This window comes from Sphingomonas sp. Leaf407, from assembly GCF_001425385.1.
Classification (GTDB): domain Bacteria; phylum Pseudomonadota; class Alphaproteobacteria; order Sphingomonadales; family Sphingomonadaceae; genus Sphingomonas.
The window spans coordinates 40,992-66,031 of the sequence record NZ_LMQO01000007.1 but is presented as its reverse complement, the minus strand read 5'-3'; the positions used below and the strand labels follow the sequence as shown (position 1 = coordinate 66,031).

General features: G+C 65.3%; 27 protein-coding genes and 7 pseudogenes. 26 read left to right on the top strand and 8 right to left on the bottom strand.

All coding sequences use genetic code 11. From position 1 onward, the window contains the following. Positions 1-95 (bottom strand): annotated as a pseudogene (locus ASG37_RS17795) (UTP--glucose-1-phosphate uridylyltransferase); the annotation flags it as partial. Between the two features lie 319 nt (positions 96-414). Here ASG37_RS17795 and ASG37_RS16755 point away from each other — a divergent pair. From ASG37_RS16755 to ASG37_RS17945, 11 genes are all read left to right on the top strand, one after another. Then, on the top strand, positions 415-1,347 hold the full coding sequence (locus ASG37_RS16755; protein ID WP_055763135.1) for a replication initiator protein A: 933 nt from the start codon (positions 415-417) through the stop codon (positions 1,345-1,347). Between the two features lie 405 nt (positions 1,348-1,752). Then, positions 1,753-2,646 (top strand): helix-turn-helix domain-containing protein, encoded by an 894-nt coding sequence (locus ASG37_RS16750; protein WP_082448641.1) that lies wholly within the window; start codon positions 1,753-1,755, stop codon positions 2,644-2,646. A 66-nt stretch (positions 2,647-2,712) separates the two neighbouring features. After that, a complete protein-coding gene (gene parA / locus ASG37_RS16745; protein WP_055763129.1) occupies positions 2,713-3,366 on the top strand; it encodes a ParA family partition ATPase in 654 nt (217 codons plus the stop codon). After that, positions 3,363-3,620 (top strand): ribbon-helix-helix domain-containing protein, encoded by a 258-nt coding sequence (locus ASG37_RS16740; RefSeq protein WP_055763124.1) that lies wholly within the window; start codon positions 3,363-3,365, stop codon positions 3,618-3,620. Before parA ends, ASG37_RS16740 begins: the two co-directional genes overlap by 4 nt. Before the next feature lie 164 nt (positions 3,621-3,784). After that, positions 3,785-5,146 (top strand): hypothetical protein, encoded by a 1,362-nt coding sequence (locus ASG37_RS16735; RefSeq protein WP_055763121.1) that lies wholly within the window; start codon positions 3,785-3,787, stop codon positions 5,144-5,146. A gap of 102 nt (positions 5,147-5,248) precedes the next feature. Next, a complete protein-coding gene (locus tag ASG37_RS16730; RefSeq protein WP_156349282.1) occupies positions 5,249-5,917 on the top strand; it encodes a helix-turn-helix transcriptional regulator in 669 nt (222 codons plus the stop codon). Positions 5,918-6,045: 128 nt separating this feature from the next. After that, positions 6,046-6,678 carry a CsgG/HfaB family protein gene (locus ASG37_RS16725; protein ID WP_055763116.1) on the top strand — a complete coding sequence of 211 codons (633 nt, stop codon included), beginning with the start codon at positions 6,046-6,048 and terminating at the stop codon, positions 6,676-6,678. A gap of 25 nt (positions 6,679-6,703) precedes the next feature. Next, entirely contained in the window at positions 6,704-8,113 is a 1,410-nt protein-coding gene (locus tag ASG37_RS16720) for a hypothetical protein (RefSeq protein WP_055763112.1), read from the top strand. Further along, on the top strand, positions 8,110-8,589 hold the full coding sequence (locus tag ASG37_RS16715; RefSeq protein WP_235525337.1) for a hypothetical protein: 480 nt from the start codon (positions 8,110-8,112) through the stop codon (positions 8,587-8,589). Before ASG37_RS16720 ends, ASG37_RS16715 begins: the two co-directional genes overlap by 4 nt. After that, positions 8,586-9,431, top strand: a complete 846-nt coding sequence (locus tag ASG37_RS16710) for a hypothetical protein (RefSeq protein ID WP_055763109.1) — start codon at positions 8,586-8,588, stop codon at positions 9,429-9,431. The genes ASG37_RS16715 and ASG37_RS16710 overlap by 4 nt, the downstream gene beginning before the upstream one ends. 216 nt (positions 9,432-9,647) lie before the next feature. Next, positions 9,648-9,791: a hypothetical protein gene (locus ASG37_RS17945; protein WP_164490753.1), complete on the top strand. Its 144-nt coding sequence runs from the start codon at positions 9,648-9,650 to the stop codon at positions 9,789-9,791. Here ASG37_RS17945 and ASG37_RS16705 read toward each other — a convergent pair. Together ASG37_RS16705 and ASG37_RS16700 are read right to left on the bottom strand one after the other, a co-directional pair. Further along, entirely contained in the window at positions 9,785-10,114 is a 330-nt protein-coding gene (locus tag ASG37_RS16705) for a hypothetical protein (RefSeq protein ID WP_055763106.1), read from the bottom strand. The genes ASG37_RS17945 and ASG37_RS16705 overlap by 7 nt on opposite strands. Positions 10,115-10,189: 75 nt before the next feature. Continuing rightward, positions 10,190-10,486, bottom strand: coding sequence for a hypothetical protein (locus ASG37_RS16700; protein WP_055763103.1), 297 nt, complete (start codon positions 10,484-10,486; stop codon positions 10,190-10,192). Between the two features lie 269 nt (positions 10,487-10,755). Between ASG37_RS16700 and ASG37_RS16695 the strand changes: the two genes are divergently transcribed. From ASG37_RS16695 to ASG37_RS17790, 3 genes are all read left to right on the top strand, one after another. Further along, positions 10,756-12,153 (top strand): NAD-dependent succinate-semialdehyde dehydrogenase, encoded by a 1,398-nt coding sequence (locus ASG37_RS16695; RefSeq protein ID WP_055763100.1) that lies wholly within the window; start codon positions 10,756-10,758, stop codon positions 12,151-12,153. A gap of 80 nt (positions 12,154-12,233) precedes the next feature. Beyond that, the gene (locus ASG37_RS16690; protein WP_055763098.1) at positions 12,234-12,521 is read left to right on the top strand and encodes a hypothetical protein; all 288 of its coding nucleotides are present in this window, start codon (positions 12,234-12,236) and stop codon (positions 12,519-12,521) included. Next, complete coding sequence (locus ASG37_RS17790; protein ID WP_156349281.1) at positions 12,518-12,685, top strand: hypothetical protein; 168 nt, start codon at positions 12,518-12,520, stop codon at positions 12,683-12,685. Before ASG37_RS16690 ends, ASG37_RS17790 begins: the two co-directional genes overlap by 4 nt. Positions 12,686-12,894: 209 nt before the next feature. Here the strand turns inward: ASG37_RS17790 and ASG37_RS16685 are convergent, their stop codons facing one another. Both ASG37_RS16685 and ASG37_RS16680 read right to left on the bottom strand, forming a co-directional pair. Next, positions 12,895-13,119 (bottom strand): hypothetical protein, encoded by a 225-nt coding sequence (locus ASG37_RS16685; protein ID WP_055763096.1) that lies wholly within the window; start codon positions 13,117-13,119, stop codon positions 12,895-12,897. A gap of 508 nt (positions 13,120-13,627) precedes the next feature. Next, positions 13,628-14,436: pseudogene (locus tag ASG37_RS16680) on the bottom strand (IS5 family transposase). Positions 14,437-14,497: 61 nt separating this feature from the next. Here ASG37_RS16680 and ASG37_RS17785 point away from each other — a divergent pair. Together ASG37_RS17785 and ASG37_RS16670 are read left to right on the top strand one after the other, a co-directional pair. After that, positions 14,498-14,782: a CopG family transcriptional regulator gene (locus ASG37_RS17785; RefSeq protein WP_156349280.1), complete on the top strand. Its 285-nt coding sequence runs from the start codon at positions 14,498-14,500 to the stop codon at positions 14,780-14,782. Between the two features lie 243 nt (positions 14,783-15,025). Further along, a complete protein-coding gene (locus tag ASG37_RS16670) occupies positions 15,026-15,958 on the top strand; it encodes a type IV secretion system DNA-binding domain-containing protein (RefSeq protein WP_057687657.1) in 933 nt (310 codons plus the stop codon). Here ASG37_RS16670 and ASG37_RS16665 read toward each other — a convergent pair. Both ASG37_RS16665 and tnpB read right to left on the bottom strand, forming a co-directional pair. Continuing rightward, positions 15,932-16,228: pseudogene (locus ASG37_RS16665) on the bottom strand (transposase); the annotation flags it as partial. The gene ASG37_RS16670 and the pseudogene ASG37_RS16665 overlap by 27 nt on opposite strands. Beyond that, positions 16,227-16,510: pseudogene (tnpB, locus tag ASG37_RS18245) on the bottom strand (IS66 family insertion sequence element accessory protein TnpB). The pseudogenes tnpB and ASG37_RS16665, both read right to left, overlap by 2 nt. Before the next feature lie 23 nt (positions 16,511-16,533). On the opposite strand from tnpB, the gene ASG37_RS18170 reads away from it, so the two are divergent. From ASG37_RS18170 to ASG37_RS16625, 10 genes and pseudogenes are all read left to right on the top strand, one after another. Further along, positions 16,534-16,947, top strand: coding sequence for a transposase (locus ASG37_RS18170; protein ID WP_268795759.1), 414 nt, complete (start codon positions 16,534-16,536; stop codon positions 16,945-16,947). Between the two features lie 5 nt (positions 16,948-16,952). Next, a pseudogene (locus ASG37_RS18240) lies at positions 16,953-17,045 on the top strand (hypothetical protein); the annotation flags it as partial. Between the two features lie 70 nt (positions 17,046-17,115). Then, positions 17,116-17,664: pseudogene (locus ASG37_RS18165) on the top strand (IS3 family transposase); the annotation flags it as partial. Between the two features lie 60 nt (positions 17,665-17,724). Beyond that, a pseudogene (locus tag ASG37_RS16650) lies at positions 17,725-17,934 on the top strand (transposase domain-containing protein); the annotation flags it as partial. A gap of 87 nt (positions 17,935-18,021) precedes the next feature. Further along, positions 18,022-18,180 carry a hypothetical protein gene (locus ASG37_RS17780; RefSeq protein ID WP_156349279.1) on the top strand — a complete coding sequence of 53 codons (159 nt, stop codon included), beginning with the start codon at positions 18,022-18,024 and terminating at the stop codon, positions 18,178-18,180. A gap of 1,051 nt (positions 18,181-19,231) precedes the next feature. Further along, a complete protein-coding gene (locus ASG37_RS17775; protein WP_235525334.1) occupies positions 19,232-20,053 on the top strand; it encodes a hypothetical protein in 822 nt (273 codons plus the stop codon). Beyond that, positions 20,053-21,432 (top strand): lipopolysaccharide biosynthesis protein, encoded by a 1,380-nt coding sequence (locus ASG37_RS16640; RefSeq protein ID WP_055763076.1) that lies wholly within the window; start codon positions 20,053-20,055, stop codon positions 21,430-21,432. The genes ASG37_RS17775 and ASG37_RS16640 overlap by 1 nt, the downstream gene beginning before the upstream one ends. Before the next feature lie 25 nt (positions 21,433-21,457). Continuing rightward, positions 21,458-22,063, top strand: a complete 606-nt coding sequence (locus tag ASG37_RS18235) for a CatB-related O-acetyltransferase (protein ID WP_200909861.1) — start codon at positions 21,458-21,460, stop codon at positions 22,061-22,063. Positions 22,064-22,142: 79 nt separating this feature from the next. Then, positions 22,143-22,496, top strand: coding sequence for an NAD-dependent epimerase/dehydratase family protein (locus ASG37_RS16630; RefSeq protein WP_055763071.1), 354 nt, complete (start codon positions 22,143-22,145; stop codon positions 22,494-22,496). After that, positions 22,489-23,712: a glycosyltransferase gene (locus ASG37_RS16625; RefSeq protein ID WP_162233488.1), complete on the top strand. Its 1,224-nt coding sequence runs from the start codon at positions 22,489-22,491 to the stop codon at positions 23,710-23,712. The genes ASG37_RS16630 and ASG37_RS16625 overlap by 8 nt, the downstream gene beginning before the upstream one ends. 52 nt (positions 23,713-23,764) lie before the next feature. Here the strand turns inward: ASG37_RS16625 and ASG37_RS16620 are convergent, their stop codons facing one another. Continuing rightward, on the bottom strand, positions 23,765-24,928 hold the full coding sequence (locus ASG37_RS16620) for a polysaccharide pyruvyl transferase family protein (RefSeq protein WP_082448640.1): 1,164 nt from the start codon (positions 24,926-24,928) through the stop codon (positions 23,765-23,767). Positions 24,929-25,040 lie beyond the last annotated feature (112 nt).

Here is a 25,040-nt window from a genome sequence, read left to right as displayed (position 1 = left end):
AGCATTTCCTTGGGCATCGCCTTGGTCGCCGGCAGAAACCGGGTGCCAAGACCCGCCACGGGAAAGACTGCCTTGCGAACGCGCTGAATGGTCATGGGGGTTTTCCTGCTTGGTATCTCTTCGTTGCGGCCTGTTATGATCCGATCCGGGGGACGGGAAGCATTTTGTAGACGCGGCGGTGGATCGCGGCATCGGCGGTTTGCGCGGATTGCGTCACCTGCTACCCATATTGGGTATGGCTCACCCGCAATTCCCTCCTGTCCGCCATCATCCGCGAAAGCACGAATTGGTGGCAGCCAGAACGTCCAAAACCCGCCTTTCCAGCTCCTCTCCCCTGTGGATTCGTGCTTTCGCGGATGATGGTCGCTCCATAATTCGTGCTTTCGCGGATGATGCCAGCCTCGAGGTTCGCGCATGATCGTGCCCCGCCCGCAGCGTGACTTGTTCGTGCTCGACAGCCCGCTCCTCGCCGACGTTCGGGGCGAGCGCTCGCTGATGGCGTTTCCGTTCTTTGCGCTCAGCAAGGGCAAATGGACGCGGCCGCTGTCGTACGACAACGGCACCGTCTCGATCGAGATCGTGCCGACCGCCAAGGGCGCGGCCACGATCTACGACAAGGAGATCGTGCTCTATATTGCCAGCCTGATGATCGCCCGCCTCGAAGCCGGGGAAGAGGTGAACCAGGAGTTCCACTTCACCGCGCACGACCTGTTCTGCGTGACCGGCAACAACCCCTCCGCGCGCTCCTATGGCCGGTTGTCGCAGGCGCTGGAGCGATTGCAGGGCACCCAGATCAAGACCAATATCGAGGCGGGCGGCGAAGGCGAGGAAGGCTATTTCTCGTGGCTGTCCGAAGCGAAGCTCTACTATACCCGGTCGAAGGATGCCGGCGGCGACACACGGCGACTGAAGGCGATCCGCGTTCGACTGTGCGATTGGTTGTACCGCGCGATCTTGCACGACGGGCAAATCCTCGATTACGCCAGCGGCTATTTCCAGTTGGGGCCGGTCGAGCGGCGGCTGTACGAGATCGCAAGATCATCGTGCAGCGACGGCCCGTGCGAAATGGAGCTCGACGAGCTGCGGCGGCAACTGGGCTATCAGAATTCGCTGCCGCACTTCCGCCATGCGCTGAAAGCCATCGTCGAGGCCGATGCGATCCCCGACTATCGCCTGGTGCTGATCGGCGCGACCAACGCCCCGCCGAGCGGCACGAAGGGACCACGGACGCCGGGGTACACCCAGGTGCGGATCGAACCGCGCCTGCCCGAGATCGAGCAGGACGATGCCGGCGAATCGGATGCGGAGGTGACGGCGGAGGCCCCCGACTCGGGGAACGACGAATAGCGGTCAAACGTCGCACGCATCCGCGAAAGCACGAATCCGGCACACTTTGGCATCCGCGAAAGCACGAATCCGGCGGGGTTCATCCGCGATAGGACGAACGATTTTCGTGCATCATCCGCGAAAGCACGAACCGGGAACGCTTCCGTTGTTGGAAATCATCTGCGACAGTCGGCCCGAGAAGCCGGCGTTGGGTCGGCGGATGAGGGAATGGCCGTGACCACATAAAGGAAAGCCCGGCACGAAGGCCGGGCGTCCCAGGGTTTTGAAACGACGTCGCCAAACGTCGCATCCACTCACAACGTGGTTTTCAATACCCCCGATTCCCTACCGGATCAAGGACGCGCGTTTCGCGCCACGCCCCTTTTTGCATTTTTTGGTCCCGGCCCGACACAGGGGTGGGAAACGATGGCATTGTCATTGCGTGACGTGGCGGCGCGGGCGTTCGCCCCTGCCCGGCCGCGTTGTCCGGTGCGGCGCGGCAGCGTCGAGGCGGGAACGATCGAGGCGCGCTTCTTCGCGGTGCCGGGCAAGGGCGAGACCGACCGGCTGCTGGCGATGGCGCGCGCCGCGCTCGACGCCGGGCGGCGGTTGCGACGCGAGGTGCGCAGCGAGCCGCGCGAGCTGAGCGCTCCCGAACGCGCGATCGCCGCGCTCACCGCCGGCGCGGTGCGGGTGTTCGAGGAAATCTGCACGCTTGCCCGGCTGAACGCCGGCAAGGTGTTCCCGAGCTACGACCATCTGGCCAAGGCGACCGCGCTCGGCCGGGCGACGGTGGCGCGGGCGCTCAACCTGCTCGAAGCGGCCGGTTTCCTCCAGCGGCAACGGCGCTTCTGTCGCGGCGTCGATGGCGAGGCGCGCTATCGCCAGACCTCGAATATCTACCGCGCGCTGCGCCCGGCCGCACTGTTGCGGCTGCTCCCGCGCCGGTTTCAGGCCGTGCCGCTCCCCGACGATGTCGCACAACACCAGGCCGAGCGCGCAGCCGGGCATGCGGCGATGCTGGCGACGCTTACCTGTCGGGAACTGGCCGAAGCGAGTGTCAGCGGTGAGCTGGGTGCGATGCTCGCCCGGTTAGGTGCGGCAGTCGATCGTGCCGAGTGCGAGTCTCATTTCCATCCTGAACCACTCTCGAAATCTATTGATAGGGGAAGTTCGGACGTCGACCGTACCGGTCGCCGGATTATCTTGAACGATGGAAGCAAAAGTGCCGACGGTTACAAACGGAAAACCCCAAAACAGAAACGGGGAAGCCCCGGCGTTGCCGGGGCAATGCTCTCCGGCGAGAGCAAGCGGGACTGACGGCATATCCTCACCAGCGGCATCGCGTGTTGCATTGTCGACCTGTCGACACCTATAGCATCCGACATGACGACCATCGCGATCATCAGTCAGAAGGGTGGCGCGGGCAAGACCACGCTCGCGCTCCATCTCGCCGCCGCGGCGCAGGCGTCGGGCAAGGTGGCGCTCGTCATCGATACCGATCCGCAGGCGACCGCCAGCCAATGGGCGGCATGGCGCGGTGATGCCCCGCCCGAAGTGATCGACAGCCCCCCGCCCCGCCTCGCCGCCAAGGTCGCCGCCGCGCGCGAACAGGGTGCCGAAGTGATCGTGATCGACACGCCACCGCATGCCGACAGCGCGGCACGCGCGGCGGTCGAGATCGCCGATCTGGTGCTGATCCCATGCCGGCCGAGCGCGTTCGACCTGTCGGCGATCCAGACCAGCGCCAAGCTGGTGCAACTGCTGCGCAAGCCCGCCTTCGTCGTCTTCACCGCCGGGCCGCCCAATGCACCGCGGGTGTATCAGGAAGCGGGCGAACTGGTGGAGAGCTTCGGCACGCCGCCCTGCCCGATGCTGCTGCCCGATCGCGCCGCCTATCGCCACGCCAGCGCCGAAGGGCGCACCGTGCTGGAGAGCGATGGCGAGGGCAAGGCGGCGGACGAGGTTCGCGCGCTCTACAAGTGGACATGTCGACAGCTCGACATGGGTGTTCCCCGTTTCAGAAAGATCCGCGCATGAGCCGCAAGCCGAGTTTCGCCAATCTGCGCGCGCGGATCTTGCCCGAGCCGGTCGCGGCCCCGCCGTCCGAGACGAAACCCGCCGCCGTCCCGAGCCGGGCAGGGCGCAAGCAGATCGCCGGCTTCTTCACCCCCGAAATGTCGCTGTCGATGCACATGCTGGCCCGGAGGCAAGACCGCAGCCTGCAGGCGCTGATGGCCGAGGCGTTCAACGACGTGCTGCGCAAATATGGCGAGAGCCCGGTCGGGGAGTAGCCGCCGACCTTCACCAACTTGTCGATTTGTCGATGTGTCGACAATCCGACAAGTTGGTGCCCCGGTACAAAGGCAATCAATACGCGCTGGATCGATCCGGCGGCCCATCCTATGGCTTGGCCGTCGCAGCGGGGGCTGCGTTGGAAAACGGGGCCGTAGACGGGGTGGAGAAGCCTGGGGACCATCGCATCGACGGGTGGAAGTCGATCGCCGCCTATCTCGGCCGCGACCGCTCGACCGCGATCCGTTGGGCGGGGGACCGTGGCCTGCCGGTCCATGCGCTGCCCGGTGGCAAGAGCCGCAGCGTCTATGCACTGGCGCACGAACTCGATGCGTGGATGGCGGGGCAGGGGGCCGGGATGGTCGCCGAATTGCCGCCGAACGATCCACCGACAGCTCCCCCCATCGTCGCAATGCCTTTGCTGCCACCATCGCGCTGGTCGCGCCGGGGTGCGGCGCTGGGGCTGATCGCGCTGGGCGGCGGAGCGCTGGCGGCATGGCAGTGGCGCGGTGCCGGGGGAGGGGCGCTGTCCGATGCGACGATGGCCCGCTACGTCACCGCGCGCGACGATGTGGCGCTGCGCGATGGCGCGCGCCTCGCCCGCGCGATCCCGGTGTTGCGGGCAATCGCGACGCGCCACCCCGATCATGCCGGCGTGCAGGAATCGCTGGCCGAGGCATGGCTGCTGGCGCGCGAGTTCGGATCGACACCCGATGCGGTCGCCTTCGCCGAGGCGCGCCGTGCGGCGGATGCGGCGCGTGCGGTGATGCCGCGATCGGTCGTCGCCGATCGGGTCGAAGGGGTCGCCGCCTATTGGTGCGACCGTGACCCGGTACGCGCCGGGGTCGTGTTCCGCCGGGCGGTCGCCAACGGTCCGCGCGATCCGCTGGCGCATCTATGGTATGCCAATATCCTTGCCGACAATGGCGAGGATGCCGCCGCCGCGCGCGAGTTTAATGCGGCGCGGATGCTGGCGCCGGGCGCGCCCTATCTGCTGGCCGATTATGGCTGGGGGCTGTGGATGGCAGGCCGCGTGGGCGAGGCGCGGCAGATGCTCGACGACGTCGCGCGGCGGCAGCCGATGCTGTCGAGCGCGCATGACGCGCTCAGCATCGTCGCCTTGGCCGGGGGCGACCTTGCGGGCTATGCGCTGCATCTGCGCGCCCGGGCGCAGGCCCGCGCCGAACGCGAGCTGATCGCCTATAGCGCGGCGATCGACCGGACGCTGGCGATCGATGCCGCGACGAGCGATGGCCGGTATGCCGCGACCTATGCGGTGATGCTCAGCCGCGCGCTGTCCTATACCCAGAGCGCCGAACGTCCCGACCATAGCTGGCCGGCGTTCGTGGCGAGCCTTGCCGGCGAACGGGGCCAGCTTGGCGCGATCCTCGATGACGCCCGCACCCATGGCGAACGCTGGGGGGCGGCGGGTTTCGTCCGCCACATTCGCGACCGCTGGCGTGGCGACGCCGCGTTGATCGCCGCGCTGGGCAGACTGCGACAGGAACGGATCGAACCCGAATAAGGGTTCCCGCGACCTATTGCGATGGCTTGCGACGCATTGCGACCCCCGCCGCGCCACCGATGCCGCTACCCCTTGTAGCCATCAGGCAGCGGGGGGAACGCGGTGGCCGACGGAACATGGGCGGGGGTGGCGATATTCGAGCGCACCCGGATGGACGTACCGGGCGGTGATGCGCTCGACGATCGCGGCAGCTCGGCATGGCAGGGGCGTGTCGAGGCGATGGTCGAGCCGGCGGCGCTGCTGGGCGAGGCCGGCGAGGTGGTCGTCGCGGCCGGGGCGTTCGTCGCGATTGCGGGAGGGAGCGACGGGGTGACGCTGTCTGGCGCGCTGCCGCGTGCCATGTTGCGGACGGTGGCCCCGGGCGATCAGGGATGGCTCGACGCGGCGATCGCCCGGGTGGTGACGGGCGGTGCCGATACGGCGGCGGTGCGCTGCTGCCGTCCGGTCGGCCGGACGCCGCTGATCGTCGTGATCCGCCGCATCGAGGCGCGGGAGCGGACGGCGCGTGCCGCCGCGATCGTGACGCTGATCGATCCCGCGCGCCGTCCGGCCCCGGCCCCGTCGCTGTGGCGCGAGGCATTCGCCCTGACCCCCAGCGAAGCCGCGCTGGCGGCGTTGCTGACCAGCGGCCATTCGCTCGAATCCGCGGCGGCGGCGCGCGATTGCCGGGCGACGACGCTGCGCGTCCATCTGCGCCGGATGTTCGCCAAGACCGGGGTGTCGCGCCAGTCCGATCTGATCGCGCTGCTGGCACGGATGGGGCCGGCGTGACCGTCCGCATCGCCGCGCCATACGCCAGATGGCGTATGGCGCGGCAGGGCCGGGTGCGCGCAGACCCGGGGCGGGGCAACGCCGCTGCGCTCCGGGGAGAGCGCGGCAAAGGCAGTTCGGGGGAGCATATGCGCGGATCGATCATCATGGGCACAATCGCCGCCGTGGCGCTGGTCGCCATGCCGGCCTCGGCCCAGCGCAACCGGCGTGGTACGCAGGCGACCGAGCTTGATCCGACCGGGCGCGGCGCGATCTTCGGCGTGGGGCTGGAATCGCGCGACATCGACATGATGGCCGATCAGGTGATGCGCGAGCTGATGTCGCGCCCCGACATCGTCGGTACGCCTACCCCGCCGCGCGTCGTCATCGACAGCGAGAAATTCTACAACGACAGCTCGCAGCGGATCGACCGCGACATGCTGACCGGCTCGCTGCGCGCCAGCCTCAGCCGCGCGGCGGCGGGGCGGATCCGCTTCGTCAGCCGGGAATCGATGGACATCGTGATGCGCGAGCGCGAGCTCAAGCGCACCGGCGTCGCCGATGGCGGCACGCGCGGCATGACGCAGGGCGTGTCGGGGGTCGATTATCAGTTGATCGGCAAGATGAGCTCGCTGGACTCGCGCGATACGAAATCGGGCCTCGTCCAGCGCCGCACGCAGGTGGTCTTCGAACTGGTCGATCTGGAAACCGGCGATCTGCCATGGACCAGCCAGCCCTATGTGATCCTGCGCGCCGCAGGCGACGACATCGTTTACCGCTGACCACGTCTATCCGGGGGGATATACCATGCGCCACTTCGTTACCGCCGCCGCGCTGATCGCGCTGCTGGCACCGACCGCCGTCGCCACCGCGCAGGATGCCGCGCCGGCGGCCGCACCCGTCACCGATCCGGCAGCGGCCAAGGCCGCCGAAAAGGCCGCGCGCGCCGCCGCCAAGGCGGAAGAGAAGAAGCAGCGCGAATTGCGCGCCAAATATGGCGATGGACCCTATCCTGACCAGATCGCCGCCTATGTCGGCGCCCGGCCCGAAAAGCTGCGCCCGCTTTACCAGAGCCTCTATACCGGGGGTGAGCGCAATGCGGTGCTGAACTTCCAGCGGCTCGGCCTCGCGGCGTTCGAGGCGGGGCTGTACAAGGATGCCGCATGGGCGTTCGATCAGGCGCTGGGACGGATCGAGGCGGTCTATGCCGACAATCCGCAGGCGGCGACCGCGCGGTCGGTGTTCCACAACGAAGCGAACAAGGATTACAAGGGCGAGCCGTACGAGCGCGCCATGGCCTATTATTATCGCGGGCTGCTGTATCTTCAGGCCGGCGATTACGGCAACGCCCATGCCGCGTTCAAGGAAGCCGAGCGGCAGGACACGCTGTCCGATGGCGAGGAGTTCCAGGCCGACTTCGCGATGATGAACTATCTGCGCGGATGGAGCCTGCACTGTCAGGGGCGCGATACCGCCGCGCGGGAATTCTTCGACCTCGCCACCAAGAACGAGAAGGCGCTGACGCTGCCCGGGGAAGGCGACAACGTCCTCTTCATCGCCGAGCTGGGCAATGGCCCGGTCAAGGCGCGTGATGGCGCGCAGGCGCAGAAGCTGCTGTTCCAGGGCGGGGCGGACTATCCCGAGACGCTCGCCACCATCACCCACAGCGCCGGCGGCAGCCCCGCCACGCTCGCGATGCTGCCCGCCAGCAGCGTGACTTATCAGGCGACGACGCGCGGCGGCCGCGCGATCGACGGGCTGATGAACGGCAAGGCCAACTGGAAGCAGGGCACCGACAGCCTCGGCACCGCGCTGATGACGCAGGGGCTGACCAGCACCGATGCCTCGGGCGGCTATATGGCGCTGGCCGGCCTCGCCTTCTCGATGTTCTCCTCGGCGATGAAGACTCGCGCCGACATCCGCATGTGGGACGGGCTGCCCGACCGGCTGATGGTCGCGACGGCGAAGGCGACCGCGCCCGACTGGACCTATTCGGTCGCCTATGCGGGCGAGAAGGGACCGGTCGAGCTGACCGGGCAGACGATGCGGGCCGACCCCAAGGCATGCAGCATCGTGTGGATGCGATCGCGCCCGGTGGCCTATGGCAAGACGATCGTCGGCGAGGATGACGGCGTCGCCGCGTCGCAGGCGCGCAAGAAGCCGGTGATCGACAAGAACCGGGCGTTCCGCACCGCGCTCGAAGGGCAAGTGCTGTGAAGCCGGTCGTGATCGCCACCTTGCTGCTGGGCGGTATCGCGCTGCTGGGCGGCAGCGCCGCCGAGACGCGCGAGAACCGTCCGCTCAAATGCCGCATCGGCGCGGCGCGGCGTGCGCCCGCCCCGGTCGGCCCGGCGCTGGTCGCCAATGTGCCGCGCGCGATGACGCCGGTGTCGCTGGATGCGGTGCAGATGAACGACCGGGTGTGGAAACAGGTGGTAGTCGAGGGGCTGTTCGCCAGGCGGACCCCCGCCGACACGCTGGAGGTGATGGCGCGGATCGTCAATTGCACCAAGGCGCCGCTCGCGATCGAGGTCCGCTCGTCGTTCCTCGACGCCAGCCAGTATCCGACCGAGCCGACCTCAGTGTGGCGGGTGGTGCATATCGCGCCGCTGTCGATGGCGACCTATCAGGAGCGCTCGATCGGAACGACGGCGGTCGCGCATTATCTGATCGAACTGCGCAGCGACCAATGACCGTAGCCCGGCTGTCGATCGCGCTCATGGCCACGGCGCTCAGCATCGTTCCCGCCACCGCCCAGTGGCGTGACGGGCAGCCGCCGATGGCGGGAAATGCCACGGCCCGCAGCGGTCAGCCGCTGACGTTGCCGCCGCCGCCCGCCGCCGCCGATCCGGCGCGGATCGAACTAACCCGCTTTGCCGCCGCCTATGCCGCGGCGGGGCGGCCGCGGGTCGTCGTCTTCTGGAACCGCGAACTGACCGTCGACCTCGACAGCGCGCGCGAGGAGGTGACGCGGCTGCATGTCGACGGCGAGCAACGCGCCGCAGGCAGCCGCAGCGAAACCGCTTGGCGGCGCGGCACCGATACCGAGGTGACGGCGAACGGTTCGAGCTGGATCGATGCCGAGAAGGTCACGACCACCCGCACGCTCGACCCCGGCCGTCGCGCGGCGGCCGATGACGAGGCGCGCGACTTCGACATCGAACGCGGCTTCAGCGATGCGCTGGCCGATGCCGGCGTCCGCCTGATCGATCGCACCGCGATCCTGCGCACCACGGCGCTGGGCAACGACACCGCCAACGTCCAGTCGATCGAGACGCGGGCGCTGCTCGGCCGTGCCGAATGGACGCTGGAGGTCGTGGCGATGAACGACGGCCGCCGCCGGATCGTCGGGCGCGATCTGGCGAGCGGACAGGTGGTCGTGCGGGCGGTAAGCACCGGCCGGCCGCCGGTGGGATCGCAACCCTATGTCGCGGGCGAACGCGGCTTCGTGCGGGCGAGCGTGGCGGCACCGGGCCCCTATGCGGTCGGTCGCCAGATCGCGCTCGATGCGATGCGGGCGATTGCCCGTCGATAGGATGGCAGTATACGACAGGTAGGATTGTCTACGTGTCTACACCTCAATGATGTTCAACATATTGGATAGAATGAGGATATTTTTCCTGTCGCTATGGTGCGAACCTGTTTCGAATCATTTCGCTGGACAGGAGAAAACGATTGCAGGAGCCGTGATCGAGACGGATTGACTGTTTTCAGGGGTGACAATCCACCCTTGAGTTGCGACAGGGCTCGCATGATCGAACTGACCCGCGAAGTGCTGGCCTATACCATCATCGGTGGCGTGTTGCTGCTGACCGCGCCCTGGGTGGCGGTGACGCTGCACCGCCGCCAGCGCCGCAAGCTGCGCCAGCGGGGCATCAAACGCTACGGTCACTGATCCTCTCCGGGCGGCAGCACCGCCAGAACGGTGCCGATCCCCACGAGCCTCAGACCTTCCTGAATGCGCCATTGGCGCCCCGGATGGAGCAGCTCATCCAGACCGGGTGCCTGCCAGAAGGCGATGGACGCCTCCATACTCTCGCCCGGTCGTAGCTCGCTGCCCTCGGGCAGATCGATGAACCCGATCATCATCGCGCGATCGGCGGGTCCGAAGAAATTGTGGCTGGGGCGATAGCTTCCCCGGATCGGCGAGGGGCGCCCGCCTTCGAACGCCCCCAGCAGGCGGATCATCGCCCTGATCCGGATAACATCGCCGTCCATCGCTTGCTCTCCTGAGCGCAGGATGGATGTTGACGCAATGGTATCAAGGGGCGGGGTTTCCCCGCCCCGGACCCGTCAGCGACCGGCCAGCGCCGCGTCGAGATCGACGCCGTTCGCTTCCCATTGGGCACGGGTCTGGCAAACCTTGGGAGCGATGCGCGAACCGACGCGCTCGACCTGGAAGCAGTAGCGCGCGGTGGGCGATGCCTGATGGGCGAGCGCGGCCGGGCCGGCGGCGAGGGTGACGACCAGCGCCGCGCTGCTGACAGCGACCGGTGCGGGAGCAGGGGCGGCGTTCGGCTCGGCGGCATGGGCCGAAGCGGCGGCGACGAGGGCGAAAACGGTCGAAGCGGCGAAGCGGATGGCGGTCATGATCGTGTTTCCCTGTGTGTGTCCGGTTGGTTCCGGTTATATTTTCTGCTTTGCAGCCGCCGTGCCAGTTTCAAAAAACCGCAGTTTTCCGCCATTTTGATCGATAGCCATACGCAGGACAGCATGATGCGCCGCCAAGCCGCAGCAAGCTGCACCATCAATTGGGAAAATTCTCGAACCACCCGATCGGCCGATCGGCAACCCGCTTCCATGACCCGCGTTTTTCCCGGCAACCGCCGCCGTGCCGGCACGCCATTCGAGGTTCCCCGATGTTCAAGAGCGTCAACCCCGCGACCGGTCAGCAGATCGCGACCTATCCCCGTTTGGGCGCGGACGAGATCGAGGCGAAGCTCGCGCGTGCCGCGCGGGCCTATGCCGCATGGCGGCTGACTCCGCTGGCCGAGCGGGTCGCGCTGCTCGAGCGGATCGCCGAACAGTATGACGCGAACAAGGATCGCCTCGCGCGGATGGCGACCGCGGAAATGGGCAAGACCCTCGCCTCTGCGGTGGCCGAGGTCGGGAAATGCGCCGCCGCCTTCCGCCATTACGCCACTCATGGCCCGGCGATGCTCGAACCGCAGCACTTCCCGTTGGGCGACGCCGGCAGCGCCGAGGTCCGCTTCTGTCCGCAGGGACCGGTGCTGGCGATCATGCCGTGGAACTTCCCCTATTGGCAGGCGGTGCGTTTCCTTGCCCCCACCATCCTCGCCGGCAATGTCGCGCTGCTCAAACATGCCAGCATCGTGCAGGGCGCGGCCGGATTGATGGAGGAAATGGCGCTCGCCGCCGGCGCGCCCGAGGGGCTGTTCCAGAACCTCGCGATCGGTTCGGACGCGGTGGCGGAGCTGATCGCCGACCCCCGGGTGGTTGCGGTGACGCTGACCGGCAGCGAAGGCGCGGGGATCGCGGTGGCGGAAGCTGCCGGGCGCAATCTGAAGAAGGTGGTGCTCGAACTGGGCGGTTCGGACCCGTTCATCGTCATGCCCTCGGCCGATCTCGACAAGGCGGTGAAAGCAGCGGTGCAGGGCCGCATCCAGAACAGCGGGCAATCATGCATCTGTGCCAAGCGGATGATTGTCCACGCCGACGTGTACGACGCTTTCCTCGATCGCTTCGCGGCGGCGATGCGCGCGGCGAAGGTCGGCGATCCGCTCGACCCCGAAGTGGTGATGGGGCCGCTCTCCAGCTTCGAGCAGCGCGACACGGTGGTGGGGCAGATTGAGGAGGCTAAGAGACAGGGAGCGACGTTGCTGTTCGGCGGCGAGCAGCCCGACCTTCCCGGTGCCTATCTCACCCCCGGCATCCTGACTAACGTGCCACCGGACGGCCCGCTGATGGCCGAAGAAATTTTCGGCCCCATCGCAATGCTGTTCCGCGCCACCCACATCGATGAAGCGATCACCCTCGCCAACGCCATCCCCTTCGGCCTCGGCTCCTCGGTATGGACGGCCGATCGTCAGGAGGAGGAACGCTTCGTGCGCGACATCGAGGCGGGGATGGTCGCGGTCAACCATATGCTGGCGTCGTCGCCGCAGGCCCCGTTCGGCGGGATCAAGCGATCGGGCCACGGGCGCGAGTTGGGGCCGTTCGGGCTGCACGAGTTCATGAATTTGAAGACGGTGTTTCACGCGAAGGGCGCGGGTGGGGAGGGGGCAAAGGTGGAGTAAGTGGCGGGCGCTTAACGCTGTTGCGGTGGGGGCGGGGTTGGAGGGGTTTGGTACTCGGTCGTGGGTGTCATTCGGTTCGGATGATCTCCCTCCACCGTGGCACGATCGACGATCCGATCTTCTCGTTTGAGACCCGCGTCTGCCCCCTCGCGCTGGCCGTCGTGACCGTGATCTTCGACCATGATCCGGCTGTCATTGCGGTGGTCGACGAGACTCAGTATCTCGGCCGCCGCGTCCACATCCATCGCGATCATCAGAACACACCGATCCGGCTTGAACTGGCGGTCAGTCCCGACGCTGCATCGGCAACCAATCTTGCCGAGGCGAACGCCCATGCGCTGCTCAATACACGGGCGTCGACGCCATGAGTACCGGCGAAATTTCTTTGCCCGAACTGTGCGATCGGCTCACCAATCCGACGATCCGGCGGCGCATCGGTGCTGACCCCTATCTCGCGCGAAAACTTCCTGATCTGTTGGCGATGGGACGCGCCGTAAAGGAGCCCAAAATCGCCGGTTTGGCGTGGGCCTGACACCTCGCCGGGTGATCTTCCGGCGCTTTGATCGAACCATCACCGGGACGTTGCAGCACCCGCTGCCGCGTCCCATTTTTTGCTTGATACCGGCAAGACCCGGACCACCGGAAACGTCCGGTACAGAGCCACCGTCGCCATCAAAAAATGGCCGCGCCGGGGCATCGAACCCCGACGCGGCCATGGGCCGGATGAATGGTATCGCCGGGTCAGGCCCTTGCCTGCAACCGGCGTTCCGTCTCCTCCACCCCGAGCGTCTTCACCGCCTTCATCAGACCTTCGAGACGATCGAGCGGCAGCTTGAGCAGACCCGCCTTCTCGACGCTCGTGATACCCGCCTCGCGCACCTTCACCAGATGCGCCTTGCGCTGGTCGGCAAGCTTGCGCTCCTCGACCAGAATCGCGGTCATTTCTTCACTCAGTGACTTCGCCATTTCCTTGAACCTTTCACGTCGGCTCATCGGGTTCTGGACGGCTCTCCCTACCCCTTCAGCCCCGCGACGGAAGCACCGCTATGCAGCACCTGTCCCGGTATCGGTCGACCCCCGCCGATGCCTCCTTTCGACCAGCATTATCGCACCTCACGGTGACGTCGTGCCCCGCCGGAATCCGGTTTCCACGATCCCCGAACCGGAAGAACGAGGAAGCATTGAACAATACATGGAACAGGACAGAAGAGTAGCACACCCTACGCGGCTGCGCCGCTGGAGTTCTGACGTAATTACAGATGGTTAGCATTATACTGATCTGTATGCGGTCCGGTGCGCTTTTGTAAGCGTACGGCATACCCCGGAAGCAATATCGCAAGATTAGGGCCTTAGCTGTATGCTTGCCGCTTACACAATTTATCATTCCCGGCCCGTTCGGGATTGCGCAAACCACGAGCGTACGGTAACGCGAACCGCTTTTCTGAACCCCACCAGCCCTCCCTGCTAGAGGCTGTTATGAACCTGCGGCGAGCGCAGTGGCCTGCTTCATCATGAGGCAGGCGAAGGCGACGACGTGAAGTCCTGCGAGTGTTTCAGCGTAGCGCTCGTAATCTTTGACGAGACGTCGGAAGCGGGTCGCCCAAGCGAATGACCGTTCGACGACCCAGCGTCGCGGCAGGAGGACGAAGCCACGTTTGGCCTCGGGCAGTTTGACGACCTCAAGGGCGATGCCGTGTTTGGCCGCGGCACTGGCGGCTCGCTCGCCGGTATAGCCCTGATCGACCCAGGCAAGTTCGACGGTGTCGTTGGTGACCGCCTGCACGGTACGTGTGAGCCGTTCCACCTCGCCGCGGTCCTCCGTACTGGCCGGCGTCACATGAAGCGCCAGCAGATGACCCAGCGTATCAACGGCCATGTGGATCTTCGAGCCCTTCTTGCGCTTCCCACCGTCATAGCGGACCCGCTCGCCGCTCTCGGGCGTGGAGCGCAACGTTCGGCTGTCAATGATCGCAGCGCTCGGCTCGACCTTGCGCCCCGCCGCCAGACGCAACACCGCGCGCAGATCGTCCACCAGCGCCTCGAAGCATCCCGCCGCCAGCCAACGCTGCGTCTGCTGATATACCGCCGCCCAGAGTGGAAGGTCGTTGGGCATCATCGCCACGGCGCGCCGGTCTTCACGATGTAGCGCAGGCCGTTGAACACCTCGCGCAGGTCGTGTTCCCGCTGGCCCGCATCCTCACGTTGCAACAGCAGGTACGGCGCCACCAGCGACCATTCCTCATCGCTGACATCAGACGGATACGGCTTGCGGCAAATGTTCATCCAATACTCGATGAATCAGGCCCGCTTCCAAGTCCATAACAGCCTTTAGGAGGCTGGCATCATGTCATTCCGTCACAGTACGGTTCGACTTACACCCGAACAATTCGCACGTGTTGAAGCGCTGGCGAAGCAATCGGCGAATACTCCTTCCGACATCATTCGGCAGGCGGTGGGGCAACATCTGGATCGTCTGGATCAGGTGTCGCAGGGAAACCTGCGCCACCATCGGATCAGCGAGTATACGCAGATCGCGATCGACGCGATCATCACTCAGCAATACCCTGATCTGCGCCCGCGCATCCTTGCCGAAACCGACCGCCGCATGGAAAAATACCATGCCGAATGACATCCGCTCCGATCGGCGCCCCCTGAAGCTCAAGCACCGCTCCGGGCGCGGCAAGCCGCCGCACAACTCGGGCAACTTCACCCGCGGCTCGCAGCTCTTCTCCCACGGGATGCGGATGTGGTACTCGGGCGTGAAGGTGCCCATCATCAACTGGGGGATACTCTTCTTCCTCGCCTACAGCGTCATCCTCTTGCTGACCCTCAACGAGAACAACGTCCAGCTCATCTGCATGCGTGTCCTAGCATGGCTGTGGCACTGGATCGGGTTCGAAAAACCAAGGCCGTCGACCTGCTCATGCCCGACGGCTCGCGCCGCCGCACCGTCATGGGCCTCGTGCCCTATGTCGGCGAGGTCACTCGCGCCTGGAACAAGGCAATGCGCGGCCTGATCGGATCGCTGTTGCTCGCCACCTTCACCACCATTCCGTTCGCGATCTGGTTCGTTGATTATTCGCAGCGACGCGGCCGCGAAATCCTCGATGAGCGCCACAAGCGCGGAGCCGCGCTGGTCGAGCACGCGGTGCTGCGTACCGAGCTTGGCGCGTACAACCGTGCCCAGTTCCTGAAGGAAGCGCGCGATCGCCACGGTCTTACCGAAAAACAGGTCGCAACCTTCACCCAGAAAGCGCTCGCCGCCGCCGGGCTGCACTACCCCTACAAGCTCGCCGGACTGCCCTATCCGTACCGCACCGAGCAAGCGCACACCATGCTCATCGGCACCACCGGATCGGGCAAGACCACCGTCCTGCGCGACCTCATCAGCCAGATGCGTACGCGGGGCGACCATGCCGCCATCTTTGACCCGACCGGCTCCTACGTCGAGGTATTCTACGACCCCGTCCGCGACCCCATTCTCAACCCGCTCGATACCCGCTGTCCGGCGTGGTCGATCTTCGACGACTGCGACACCGAGAGCGAGTTCACTGCCGCTGCCGCAGCCCTCATCCCGTCCGATGGCGGGGCCTCCGACCCCTTCTGGGCCATGGCCCCGCGCACCCTGTTCATCGAGATGTGCCTGAAGCTCATTGAGCACGATCAGGCGACCACCCGAGCGTTCGTTGACCAACAGCAGTTGTCCTTGGTCGATGCCGGGCAATGGTTGTGTCCGTCAACGTGGTGTAATTTCGGGTGTGGCCCCGGGCCGCATCGTTCAGGCGGCCTTGGGTGTAATCTGTAGCGGCGTCACCTCCTCGATCTGTGGTGTGGCGAGAGCCGCCATGCCCTCGATCTGCATGTAGCGGTTCTGGAGTTGGTACTCGTCGTTCTGCTCGAGGAGCACGGCGCCGATGAGGCGGGTGATGCTGTCCTCGTTGGGGAAGATGCCGACGCCGTCGGCGCGGCGCTTCACCTCCTTGTTCAGCCGTTCGAGCGGGTTGATGCTGTGCAGTTTCACGCGGTGCTGCTCGGGGAAGGTCATGTAGGCGAGCACGTCGTGCTCGGCGGCATCACGTCGTGCGCGGATTGCGCCAGTCTATTGCCTCCAGCAAACACGCCATCTGCGACGGCGTGATCGCCATCACACCGTCCACCGCCGCAGGCCAGATGAACCGGCCGCGGTGAGCCGCTTGGTATACAGCGACAGGCCGACACCGTCGTGCCACAGGATCTTCACTAGGTCGCCGCGCCGGCCCCGGAAGATGTAGAGGTCCCCGGAATGCGGGTCACGGAGAGGTGGCTCGGGAAATCTGCACAGCGGGGATAAGTGGATTGCCGATCTGACAGCGGCCATACTGGCCGTGAGGAGGAGGCAAGATGAGTAAGCGACCGCGCCAGAACCACAGCCCGGCGTTCAAGGCGAAAGTGGCACTGGCCGCCGTGAAGGGTGAGAAGACGCTGGTCGAGTTGGCGCAGCAGTATGACGTGCATCCGAACCTCATCAATCAGTGGCGGGCGCGGCTGCTGGAAGGCGCGGCGGACGTGTTCGGGACGGAGCCGGCAGCGACCGAGCCGGCGATCGACGTGACGGTGCTGCACGCCAAGATCGGCGAGCTGACGCTGGCGAACGATTTTTTGGCCGGTGCGCTCGGGAAGGCCGGTCTGGCCCACGCGCAAAGCGATGATCGACCGAGGTCATGCGCTGCCACTGATCGCCCAGGCGCAGCAACTCGGGATCAGCCGCGGGCAGCATCTACTATCTGCCGCGAGCCGTATCCCCGGCCGATCTGACGATCATGCGGCGGATCGACGAGTTGCACCTGCTCTACCCGTTCGCGAGCAGCCGGATGTTGCGCGATCTGCTCCGGCAGGAGGGCACGAGGGTCGGCCGGCTGCATGTCGCGACGCTGATGAAGCGGATGGGATTGGAGGCACTCTACCGTCGCCCGAACACGTCGAAGCCGGCACCGGGACACAAGATATATTCCTACCTGCTGGGCCAAGCTGGCGGTGACGAGGCCCAACCAGGTCTGGGCTGCCGACATTACCTACATCCCGATGGCACGCGGCTTCGTCTACCTCGTCGCCATCATCGACCGGTTCACCCGGCGGGTGCTGGCGTGGCGGGTGTCGATCTCGCTCGATGCCGAATTCTGCATCGAGGCGCTGGAGGAAGCGCTGGCCCACTACGGCAAGCCGGCGATCTTCAACAGCGACCAAGGGTCGCAGTTCACCAGCACCGCGTTCACTGCTGTCCTCCTGCGCAAGAAGATCGCCATCAGCATGGACGGCAAGGGCTGCTGGCGCGACAACGTATTCGTTGAACGCCTCTGGCGCTCGGTGAAATACGAGGAGGTGTATCTCAACGCCTACGCCTCGGTCCCCGAGGCTCGCGCTGGTATCGGCCGCTACATCGGCTTCTACAATGCCGTCAGGCCACACTCCGCGCTTGGTGGTCGCACGCCCGACCAGATATACTTCGACAAGCCGCTACTCGCAGCGGCGTGATTCACCAGCGGCAATCCACTTATCCGAGCCGCGAGCCTGTTCAGACAAACCGAGCCACCTCTGGTCGCCGGTTCCGACCGGGGCGGCGACCGCGCGGCGTTCATGTACAGTCTCATCGTTACCGCCAAGCTAAACGACATCGACCCGCAGGCCTGGCTCGCCGACGTCCTCACCCGTATCGCCGACATGCCCCAGAACCGGCTTGGGGAACTGCTGCCGTGGAACTGGCGACCGACAGCCTCAACGCCTGCACTCGCCCGGGCCGCCTGATGGCGAGTCCAACCTTCGCCTGGACTGCACGGTGCGTGGTCTAACACGCTCGGTGTCGAGGAAGCCCTTGTCGAGGAGATCGCCAGCATGGCGATGGAACCTGAAGACGGACGTATCTTCATCGTCGACAGCGACGAAGACGATGCTCCATCCACCACCGCCTTTACCCGCAACGGCATCGACTACCTGAAAGAAACGCTCAGTGACCCTTCATCCTGCTACTACAGGTTCAGCTCGCGGCCCTGACCGGATGGGTACCATCGCACCGTCGCTAATATCAGTGCAAACACCCGCGCTTGCACCAGTGCTACCTCCAGAACCCGTCAGTTCCAGGCAATGCGGCCTCCACCGGAGGGGTACGACCGCTTGAAGGCATAGACGTTTTGTGGGAAGTTATCCAATTGCCTGTGAACAAGCGGACCGGTATCCGCTCTAACGCTGTGCTCAGCCTACAGACGCTCCGCTACGACACATGGCGTCAGATCTGGTTCTGTCTTGATCAGCGGGACCAGCAAGGTCCGATACCCTGACAAGCGGGAACGCCGACCGCCGCCTTGCGCCGACCTTGTCGCAGCGCCTGAAGTCATCACACCGCCACTGCATCACTGGTCCGACAGCGCTCTACCGCTTCGCGGCGCGGCAAACCCTCCTCCTTGGCAGCCAAAATTACCCGATCACGCAAATCCCGCGGATACGATCTGGTTACTCACCCTGACTTCCAACAGTCAGCACGTTGAATCGGAGCGCAGCCTTTCTGGAAATCCTGTAAAGATTCCGTAGAATTTAATTTTCCGGCCAAAGCATGCGAACGGTTACTAAGGCGAATCCGTTCATTTACTTGCGCTGAATCTGACTACGGCGCGGACATCCGGTCTGAAGAATGATAATATGAAACCCATTCGTCCAGGATCTATTTTTCTAACCTCCAAATCAGACGCAACGCTATTCACACGGCAGGCTACCCGTCAGCGCAATAAATAACTCCTATTACTCACACTATTAACTATTCTTGAACGATTTGGCCGATATTTTCAAACGTACCTTAGATTATCAAGTCAATGATATAAAGATTTTACAAGTCCAGCCATCATATAAACTGACGGTTCGACCGTGGTCGGCTCTGTACCAAACCCGTCCGCAGCGCTCACGCTCTACGTCAACACAGGCGTCTTGCGGGCAGTCGTCGTTCGGTGCAGAGCAATCTACTGTGTCGTATTCACACTCTCATCATCGGCCAAGACTGATCGTGCCTGGCGTTCGTGGCATCCCGGCGTCGTACGGGGAATTTAAGACATTTGTGGAGCGGCTCGCCGGTTATCCGAGTGATCTCGGTCGGGGCATAACGGTCTATTATCAAAGCAGCGAGAGCGGCCGACGTCATGTCGGCAAATGGGAGTGCATCCGCCGGATTTATATTTTCGTCCGGCGAAGTGGATCGGCGGGTCCGATTAAGTTCGCCACACTGGCGGCAATCAACGCGATAATTTCTTATGGTGGCGATCCGATTTCCAATCCTGATCCAGCGCCGCTTGCCAGCTACAGCCTCGAACCAGATTGGTTCATGGTACTCATCGTCCGCCCCGTGCCGGAAAATTCGATCCTTAAGATCGTCCGCAGCTTTTCGACCCGGCCGCGCGACATCAAGCTCGTCGTCCTCAGCACTGACCAGAGCACGGTGATCGAGGCGACCGGGTCCGACGCGCTGTTCACCGGCGCAATCTGTAAGACACCGGTGCTACACGCGATGCGCTTCTTCCCGCTCGCCTGTCTCCACGTTCATCGCCTTGGCGGTACCAAACCCTCACTGGGGGAAGCACCGGGTGCCGGTAGCGCGGTAATCGCGCACGACAACCCGTTCAATCGCCGGGTCGTGGGCGATGGCGACCTTTCCTTCGCCGACGAAACGCAAGGCGCCGTTGCGATCGATGCGCGGATCGGCGATCCGGCGCGTCGCCTGCCGCGCGCGCTGGGAGCAGGCCTTCCCATGGCTTCAAATCCTCGGTTACTATGCCGAGGTGCCGAGCGCGCATCGGATCGCCGGCGATCGCGCGGTCGGGCTGATCGGCGAGCATCGGGCGGCCATGGTGCCGCGCGACTGATCCGCGCGCCGGCACCGTGATGACGACATCTGCCGCCGAAGGCGATCCTGAAACCACCGGCGCGCCGGCGGGTGCCGGGTCCGATCCCTACGCCGGCGGCCCGCGCAACCGCGACAAGATCCTGATGCTGGGCGCGACGCTGGCGCGGATGGGCGTCGGCCTCGTCACCTTCGTCGTCCTCGCCCGCTTCCTCGGCCCCGCGCCCTATGGCATCTTCGCCAGCGCGATCGCCTATACCGGGCTGGTCTCGATCGTCACCGATTTCGGCCTCTCCGTCGCGACGCTGCGCCGCGCGGCGATGGCGCCGGACAACGCGGCGCGGATCGTGCGCGACGCGCTGGCGCTGAAGACGCTGCTCGCGCTCCTCATCGCGCCGATCGGGGCGGCGATCCTGCTCTCAGTGGCGGATGCCTCGCTGCTCCCCGCCTATGCGCTCGCCTATGTCGGCGTCACCGCCTATGCGATGGGCGATCTCGCGCTGATCGTAATGCGCGCGCACCGGCGCTTCGATGTGGAGGCGAAGCTGGTCGTAGCGACGAGCGTGCTGCTGATGGCGGGCGTGGCGGGCGTCGCCGCCGCGACGCGGGACATCACCGCGGCGGCGATCGCCTTCGCGGTGACGCGGCTGCTGTATCTCGGCATCATCCTGTTCGTCATCCGCCGCGATCTCGCCACGCCGCCACCCGCCGCGCCGGCGCGCGCGCGGCTGGGGGAGACGTTCCACACCGCGAAGGGCTTCGCGGCTGACAGCATCCTCACCACGCTGTCCAGCCAGATCGACGTGCTGCTGTTCGCCGCCGTGCTCAGCGCGCACGATATCGGCATCTATCAGGCCGGCGCGCGGCTGGTGCAGATGATAATGCCGTTCGCGATGGTGCTCTCAACCGTCTACATGCCCACGCTGTCGCTGGCGTTCGGACGCGCGGATGCCGCCGGGTTCCGACGCAGTGCGCGTCGCCTGGACGTCGAGTTCGTCATGCTGGCGGTGGCGGGGGGGCTGGGCTTTGCGTTCGTCGGCCCGCTGGTGACGCCGCTGATCTACGGCCCTGCCTATGGCGAGCTCGTGCCGCTGTGGCGCGGCTTCGGCGCATTCGTGATGCTGCGTTTCGCCTCGGCCGCGTTCGGCATCCAGCTTGCGGCGATGGGCAGGGTCGGGCCGCGCATCGCGGCGCAACTCGTCGCGATCGCGACGTTCGCCGGCGCGAGCGCGTGGCTGCTGCCGTCCCATGGGGTAAAGGCGAGCGCGTGGCTGCTGGCACTGTCCGGCGTGCCGCTGATCCTGGTGCTCGGCGGTGCGCTGTTGCGCCGGCGCGGCGCGACGGTGTTCGTCTCACGTGCTACGGTGATCGCGGGCACGGCGATCACGTTCGCGGCGGCGGCATTGGTGTGGGCGATCTGATGCGCAGGCATGAGGGAGGGACGGCGTGCGACGACTGATAAATCGACTGCGCGGGCGGCACAGTTTCGAAGAGGAGCATACCAGCCTCGCTTTGCGCCGCCGCTATCGCGCGCTGGGGGTGGAGATCGGGATGTACAGCTATGGCTGTTTCGATCTCGCGCGCGTGCCCGCGGGCGTCACGATCGGGCGCTATTGCTCGTTCGCGCCCGCCGCGCAGATCTTCCTGCGCAACCATGGCATCGAGTTCATCGGCCTCACCGCTTATCTCTACAACGAAACGCTCGGCGTGGTTGATCGCAGCATGCAGCCCTATGCCAAACTGGTGATCGGTGACGACGTATGGATCGGCCACAACGCCACCTTGCTGCCGCAGGTCGGCACGGTGGGGCGGGGCGCGGTGATCGCGGCGGGCGCGATCGTGACGCGGCCGGTGCCCGCCTATGCGATCGTCGCCGGCAATCCCGCGCGCGTGGTGCGGATGCGCTTCGACGAGGCGACGATCGCCGCGATCGAGGCGACGCGCTGGTGGGAGTTGGATCCGGAGGAGTTGCGCCGGCTCGCCGCCGAACAGCCCGATCTCGTGTTCCGCCCGGCGGCGCATTTCGCGAAATCGGCGGGGATGGACGCCTGAGCGCCTGCACGGCGCGTTTCATTTGTGGATTTTTGTGCAGTGAAGCATAGCGGGCGGATCAATCGAAACGGGGGAAACGATGAAGATCCCAGTCACCGGGAGTGCCGGGTTCATCGGGTCGGCGGTGTGTCGCCATCGGGTCGCGGACAAGGGCTATGATCTCGTCAATGTCGATGCGCTGACCCATCAGGCCAATATCCGCGATCGTAGCGTGATCGACGCGGTATTCGCGAAGCGTCGGCCCGACGTGATGATGCATCTCGCCGCCGAAAGCCATGTCGACCGCCCGATCACCGGCGCCGCAATCTTCCTCGAAACCAATATCATGGGCACCGCCATGATGCTGGCGTCGCAATCGGCGGAAGGGATAGAGCGGTGGCCCTGCGGATCGCGCGTGACCCACCCCGCGCCGGATGGAGGTATCGGTGGGTAAGCTGCTGTCGATCAACTCATATCATTACCGCCGCGGCGGATCGGATGCCGTATATCTCGATCACGCCCGGCTTTTCACGGGCAACGGCTGGGAGAACCGGTTCTTCTCGATGAAGCATCCGCGGAACCTGCCGACCGAGGACGACAGGCATTTCATCGAGCTGGTGGATTCGGAATATGCCAGCGGGGCGGCGGCCAAGCTGAACGTCGCGCTCCGGACCATCTACAATCCGGATTCCGTGACGAAGGTGCGCCGAATCCTGGGCGAATACCGGCCGGATGTCGCGCATATCCACTGCGCCTATCATCACATCACGCCATCGATCCTGCCGGTCCTGACCGATCATGGCGTGCCGATCGTCATCACCGCGCACGATCTGAAGATCCTGTGCCCGGCCTACAAGATGATGAATGCCGGCGGTATCTGCGAGCGCTGCAAGACCGGCTCGGTATGGAACGTCGCATCCCATCGCTGCGTGAAGGACAGCCTCGGCGCCAGCCTCATCGTCGGTGCGGAGGCGGCGCTCTATCGCCGGATGGACAGCTATCGCAAGCACGTCGCGCTGGTGGTGTCGCCCAGCAAATTCTATCGGGACAAGTTCCTCGAATGGGGCTGGCCCGAGGACCGGATCGCGCATGTGCCCAATTTCTCGGCACCCGTGGATGCGCGCTTCATCCAGGATTATTCCGCGCCGATCACCTATTTCGGCCGGCTGGCCCCGGAAAAGGGGCTTTCCACGTTGGTGCGCGCGGCGGCAGCCGCTTCGGTCCCGGTCGAGATCATCGGCTCGGGGCCTTCCCTGCCGGAGATTTCGGCGCTGATCGCCAGCCTGAACGCGCCGGTCGTGCTACGCGGCAGGCTGGACGGCGACGCCCTCTGGGACGCGGTGGGTCGCGCCCGGGCGATCGTACTTCCCTCGGAATGGTATGAGAACGGGCCGATGTCGGTGCTCGAGGCGTTCTATCTCGAGCGGCCCGTGCTGGGTGCGGACATCGGCGGGATACCGGAGATGATCGCGGATGCGGATGGCGGATGGCTGTTCGAGAGCGGCAATGTCACCGCGCTCGCGCAGGCCCTGCGCACGGTCGACGACACCGGCACGGCGCAGCTCGCAGAGCGCGGACGCAGCGGGTCGGCCTACGCCCGCGTGGTCCATTCCAGCGAGCGCTATTTCGATTCCGTCGCGCGCCTGTACGCCGGTCTGAAACCGGCCTGAGCCGCAGACCCGGCTCAGGCCGGTTTCAGACCGGCGTACAGGCGCTCCCCGATCAGGCGGCTACCTCCTTGAGCAGATCCGCCATCGCGTTCTGATAAATATTGAGGCGCGGCCGGGCGACGTCGTTCATCGCCGCCGTCGCCTGCGCGTGCAGCGTCGCGCGGTTGTGGAATCCCGCGATCACGGCGGCGACAGCCTCGTCGGTGTTCAATTTCTTGCCGTCGGCGACATGCGGGTAGCCCAGGGTCGAGAACAGGCCGTTGAACTTCCGGCTGTAGGCGATCGGTACGACCGGCACGAGCGAGGAGAAGGCGCCGATGCAGGCGTGCATCCGCCCTCCGGTGAAGAAGTCCAGATTGACGATGAAGGACTTTGCTTCCTCGGAATTGACGAATTTCGGCGCCACCTTCGTGCCCGGGAACGCCTTCGCCAGTTCGAGGAGGACGGGATAATCGTCGTCGATGTCGTCCGCATCGTGATGGACGTGCGACACGAGCCAGACCTCGACGTTCGGCATCGCGCCGAACTGTGCGATCAGGCGTCGGTTGAGTTCGGCGTAATCGATCGTCAGCTGGAACTGCTCGCCCGCCCGATAGAGCAGGCCGGAAACGTTGATTCCCACCTTCACCGGCGCATCCGGTGCCTTCGCTGCGGCAGGTTCGAACGGCAGGCGGAATGCGACGTCGATCACTTCCTCAAAGGGCGAACGCGCGCCCATATCCTTGAACGCCACGGTCGAGAGGCTGTCGCGGGCGAAGGTCTTTCGCGCGCGGTTGAATATCCAGCGCGCGATCGATCGCGTCCAGAAGCTTTCGAACGGGCCGATCGTCTGCGGAGCGAACACTAGCGGACTACCGGACCGGATCGCATGATATTTGGTCACCGCATGCAGGCTGAACAGCAACTTGCCGTAGATCGAGGTAAAGCCATCGCCGGCGCAGATATCGACGATCAGGTCGCACTTCTTCAGCTCGTCGCGATATTTGCGCGTATTGAACGTCGCTAGTTCGCGCACGCGAAGGAACGGCCCCAACTCAACATCCTCGTCCAGCGCGAAATCCTCGCCCGGCTTGCCGAAGAGGACGAACCGCGCGGAGGCCCCGATCGATTCCGCAGCGGCGCGTAGGATAGCGATATTGGATCGACTTAGCGCATCAACACCAAGATTCGGACGTCCGAATTGATGCCACAACAAACCAATCCGCAATGCACGCATCGCCGTTACCCCCCTCGTTCAGATCAGTAAGCGCCGCTGTCGACCGAACCGCTGACGCGCCGCAGTGCATGGCCGAGTTCGCCAGTCACTCCAACCCGATTCGGCACGCAAT

What these genes read in the sequence shown, in the direction of transcription:
- ASG37_RS16630 (WP_055763071.1), top strand. Translation starts at nt 22,143, where the DNA reads ATGAAGATCCCAGTCACCGGGAGTGCCGGGTTCATCGGGTCGGCGGTG.
- ASG37_RS16685 (WP_055763096.1), bottom strand. Translation starts at nt 13,119, where the DNA reads ATGGCGAAGTCACTGAGTGAAGAAATGACCGCGATTCTGGTCGAGGAG.
- parA (WP_055763129.1), top strand. Translation starts at nt 2,713, where the DNA reads ATGACGACCATCGCGATCATCAGTCAGAAGGGTGGCGCGGGCAAGACC.
- ASG37_RS16710 (WP_055763109.1), top strand. Translation starts at nt 8,586, where the DNA reads ATGACCGTAGCCCGGCTGTCGATCGCGCTCATGGCCACGGCGCTCAGC.
- ASG37_RS16750 (WP_082448641.1), top strand. Translation starts at nt 1,753, where the DNA reads ATGGCATTGTCATTGCGTGACGTGGCGGCGCGGGCGTTCGCCCCTGCC.
- ASG37_RS16690 (WP_055763098.1), top strand. Translation starts at nt 12,234, where the DNA reads ATGATCTCCCTCCACCGTGGCACGATCGACGATCCGATCTTCTCGTTT.
- ASG37_RS16720 (WP_055763112.1), top strand. Translation starts at nt 6,704, where the DNA reads ATGCGCCACTTCGTTACCGCCGCCGCGCTGATCGCGCTGCTGGCACCG.
- ASG37_RS17790 (WP_156349281.1), top strand. Translation starts at nt 12,518, where the DNA reads ATGAGTACCGGCGAAATTTCTTTGCCCGAACTGTGCGATCGGCTCACC.
- ASG37_RS16740 (WP_055763124.1), top strand. Translation starts at nt 3,363, where the DNA reads ATGAGCCGCAAGCCGAGTTTCGCCAATCTGCGCGCGCGGATCTTGCCC.
- ASG37_RS16705 (WP_055763106.1), bottom strand. Translation starts at nt 10,114, where the DNA reads ATGGACGGCGATGTTATCCGGATCAGGGCGATGATCCGCCTGCTGGGG.
- ASG37_RS17785 (WP_156349280.1), top strand. Translation starts at nt 14,498, where the DNA reads ATGTCATTCCGTCACAGTACGGTTCGACTTACACCCGAACAATTCGCA.
- ASG37_RS18170 (WP_268795759.1), top strand. Translation starts at nt 16,534, where the DNA reads ATGAGTAAGCGACCGCGCCAGAACCACAGCCCGGCGTTCAAGGCGAAA.
- ASG37_RS17945 (WP_164490753.1), top strand. Translation starts at nt 9,648, where the DNA reads ATGATCGAACTGACCCGCGAAGTGCTGGCCTATACCATCATCGGTGGC.
- ASG37_RS16695 (WP_055763100.1), top strand. Translation starts at nt 10,756, where the DNA reads ATGTTCAAGAGCGTCAACCCCGCGACCGGTCAGCAGATCGCGACCTAT.
- ASG37_RS16700 (WP_055763103.1), bottom strand. Translation starts at nt 10,486, where the DNA reads ATGACCGCCATCCGCTTCGCCGCTTCGACCGTTTTCGCCCTCGTCGCC.
- ASG37_RS16670 (WP_057687657.1), top strand. Translation starts at nt 15,026, where the DNA reads ATGGCTGTGGCACTGGATCGGGTTCGAAAAACCAAGGCCGTCGACCTG.
- ASG37_RS16725 (WP_055763116.1), top strand. Translation starts at nt 6,046, where the DNA reads ATGCGCGGATCGATCATCATGGGCACAATCGCCGCCGTGGCGCTGGTC.
- ASG37_RS16640 (WP_055763076.1), top strand. Translation starts at nt 20,053, where the DNA reads ATGACGACATCTGCCGCCGAAGGCGATCCTGAAACCACCGGCGCGCCG.
- ASG37_RS16755 (WP_055763135.1), top strand. Translation starts at nt 415, where the DNA reads ATGATCGTGCCCCGCCCGCAGCGTGACTTGTTCGTGCTCGACAGCCCG.
- ASG37_RS17780 (WP_156349279.1), top strand. Translation starts at nt 18,022, where the DNA reads ATGGCGATGGAACCTGAAGACGGACGTATCTTCATCGTCGACAGCGAC.
- ASG37_RS16620 (WP_082448640.1), bottom strand. Translation starts at nt 24,928, where the DNA reads ATGCGTGCATTGCGGATTGGTTTGTTGTGGCATCAATTCGGACGTCCG.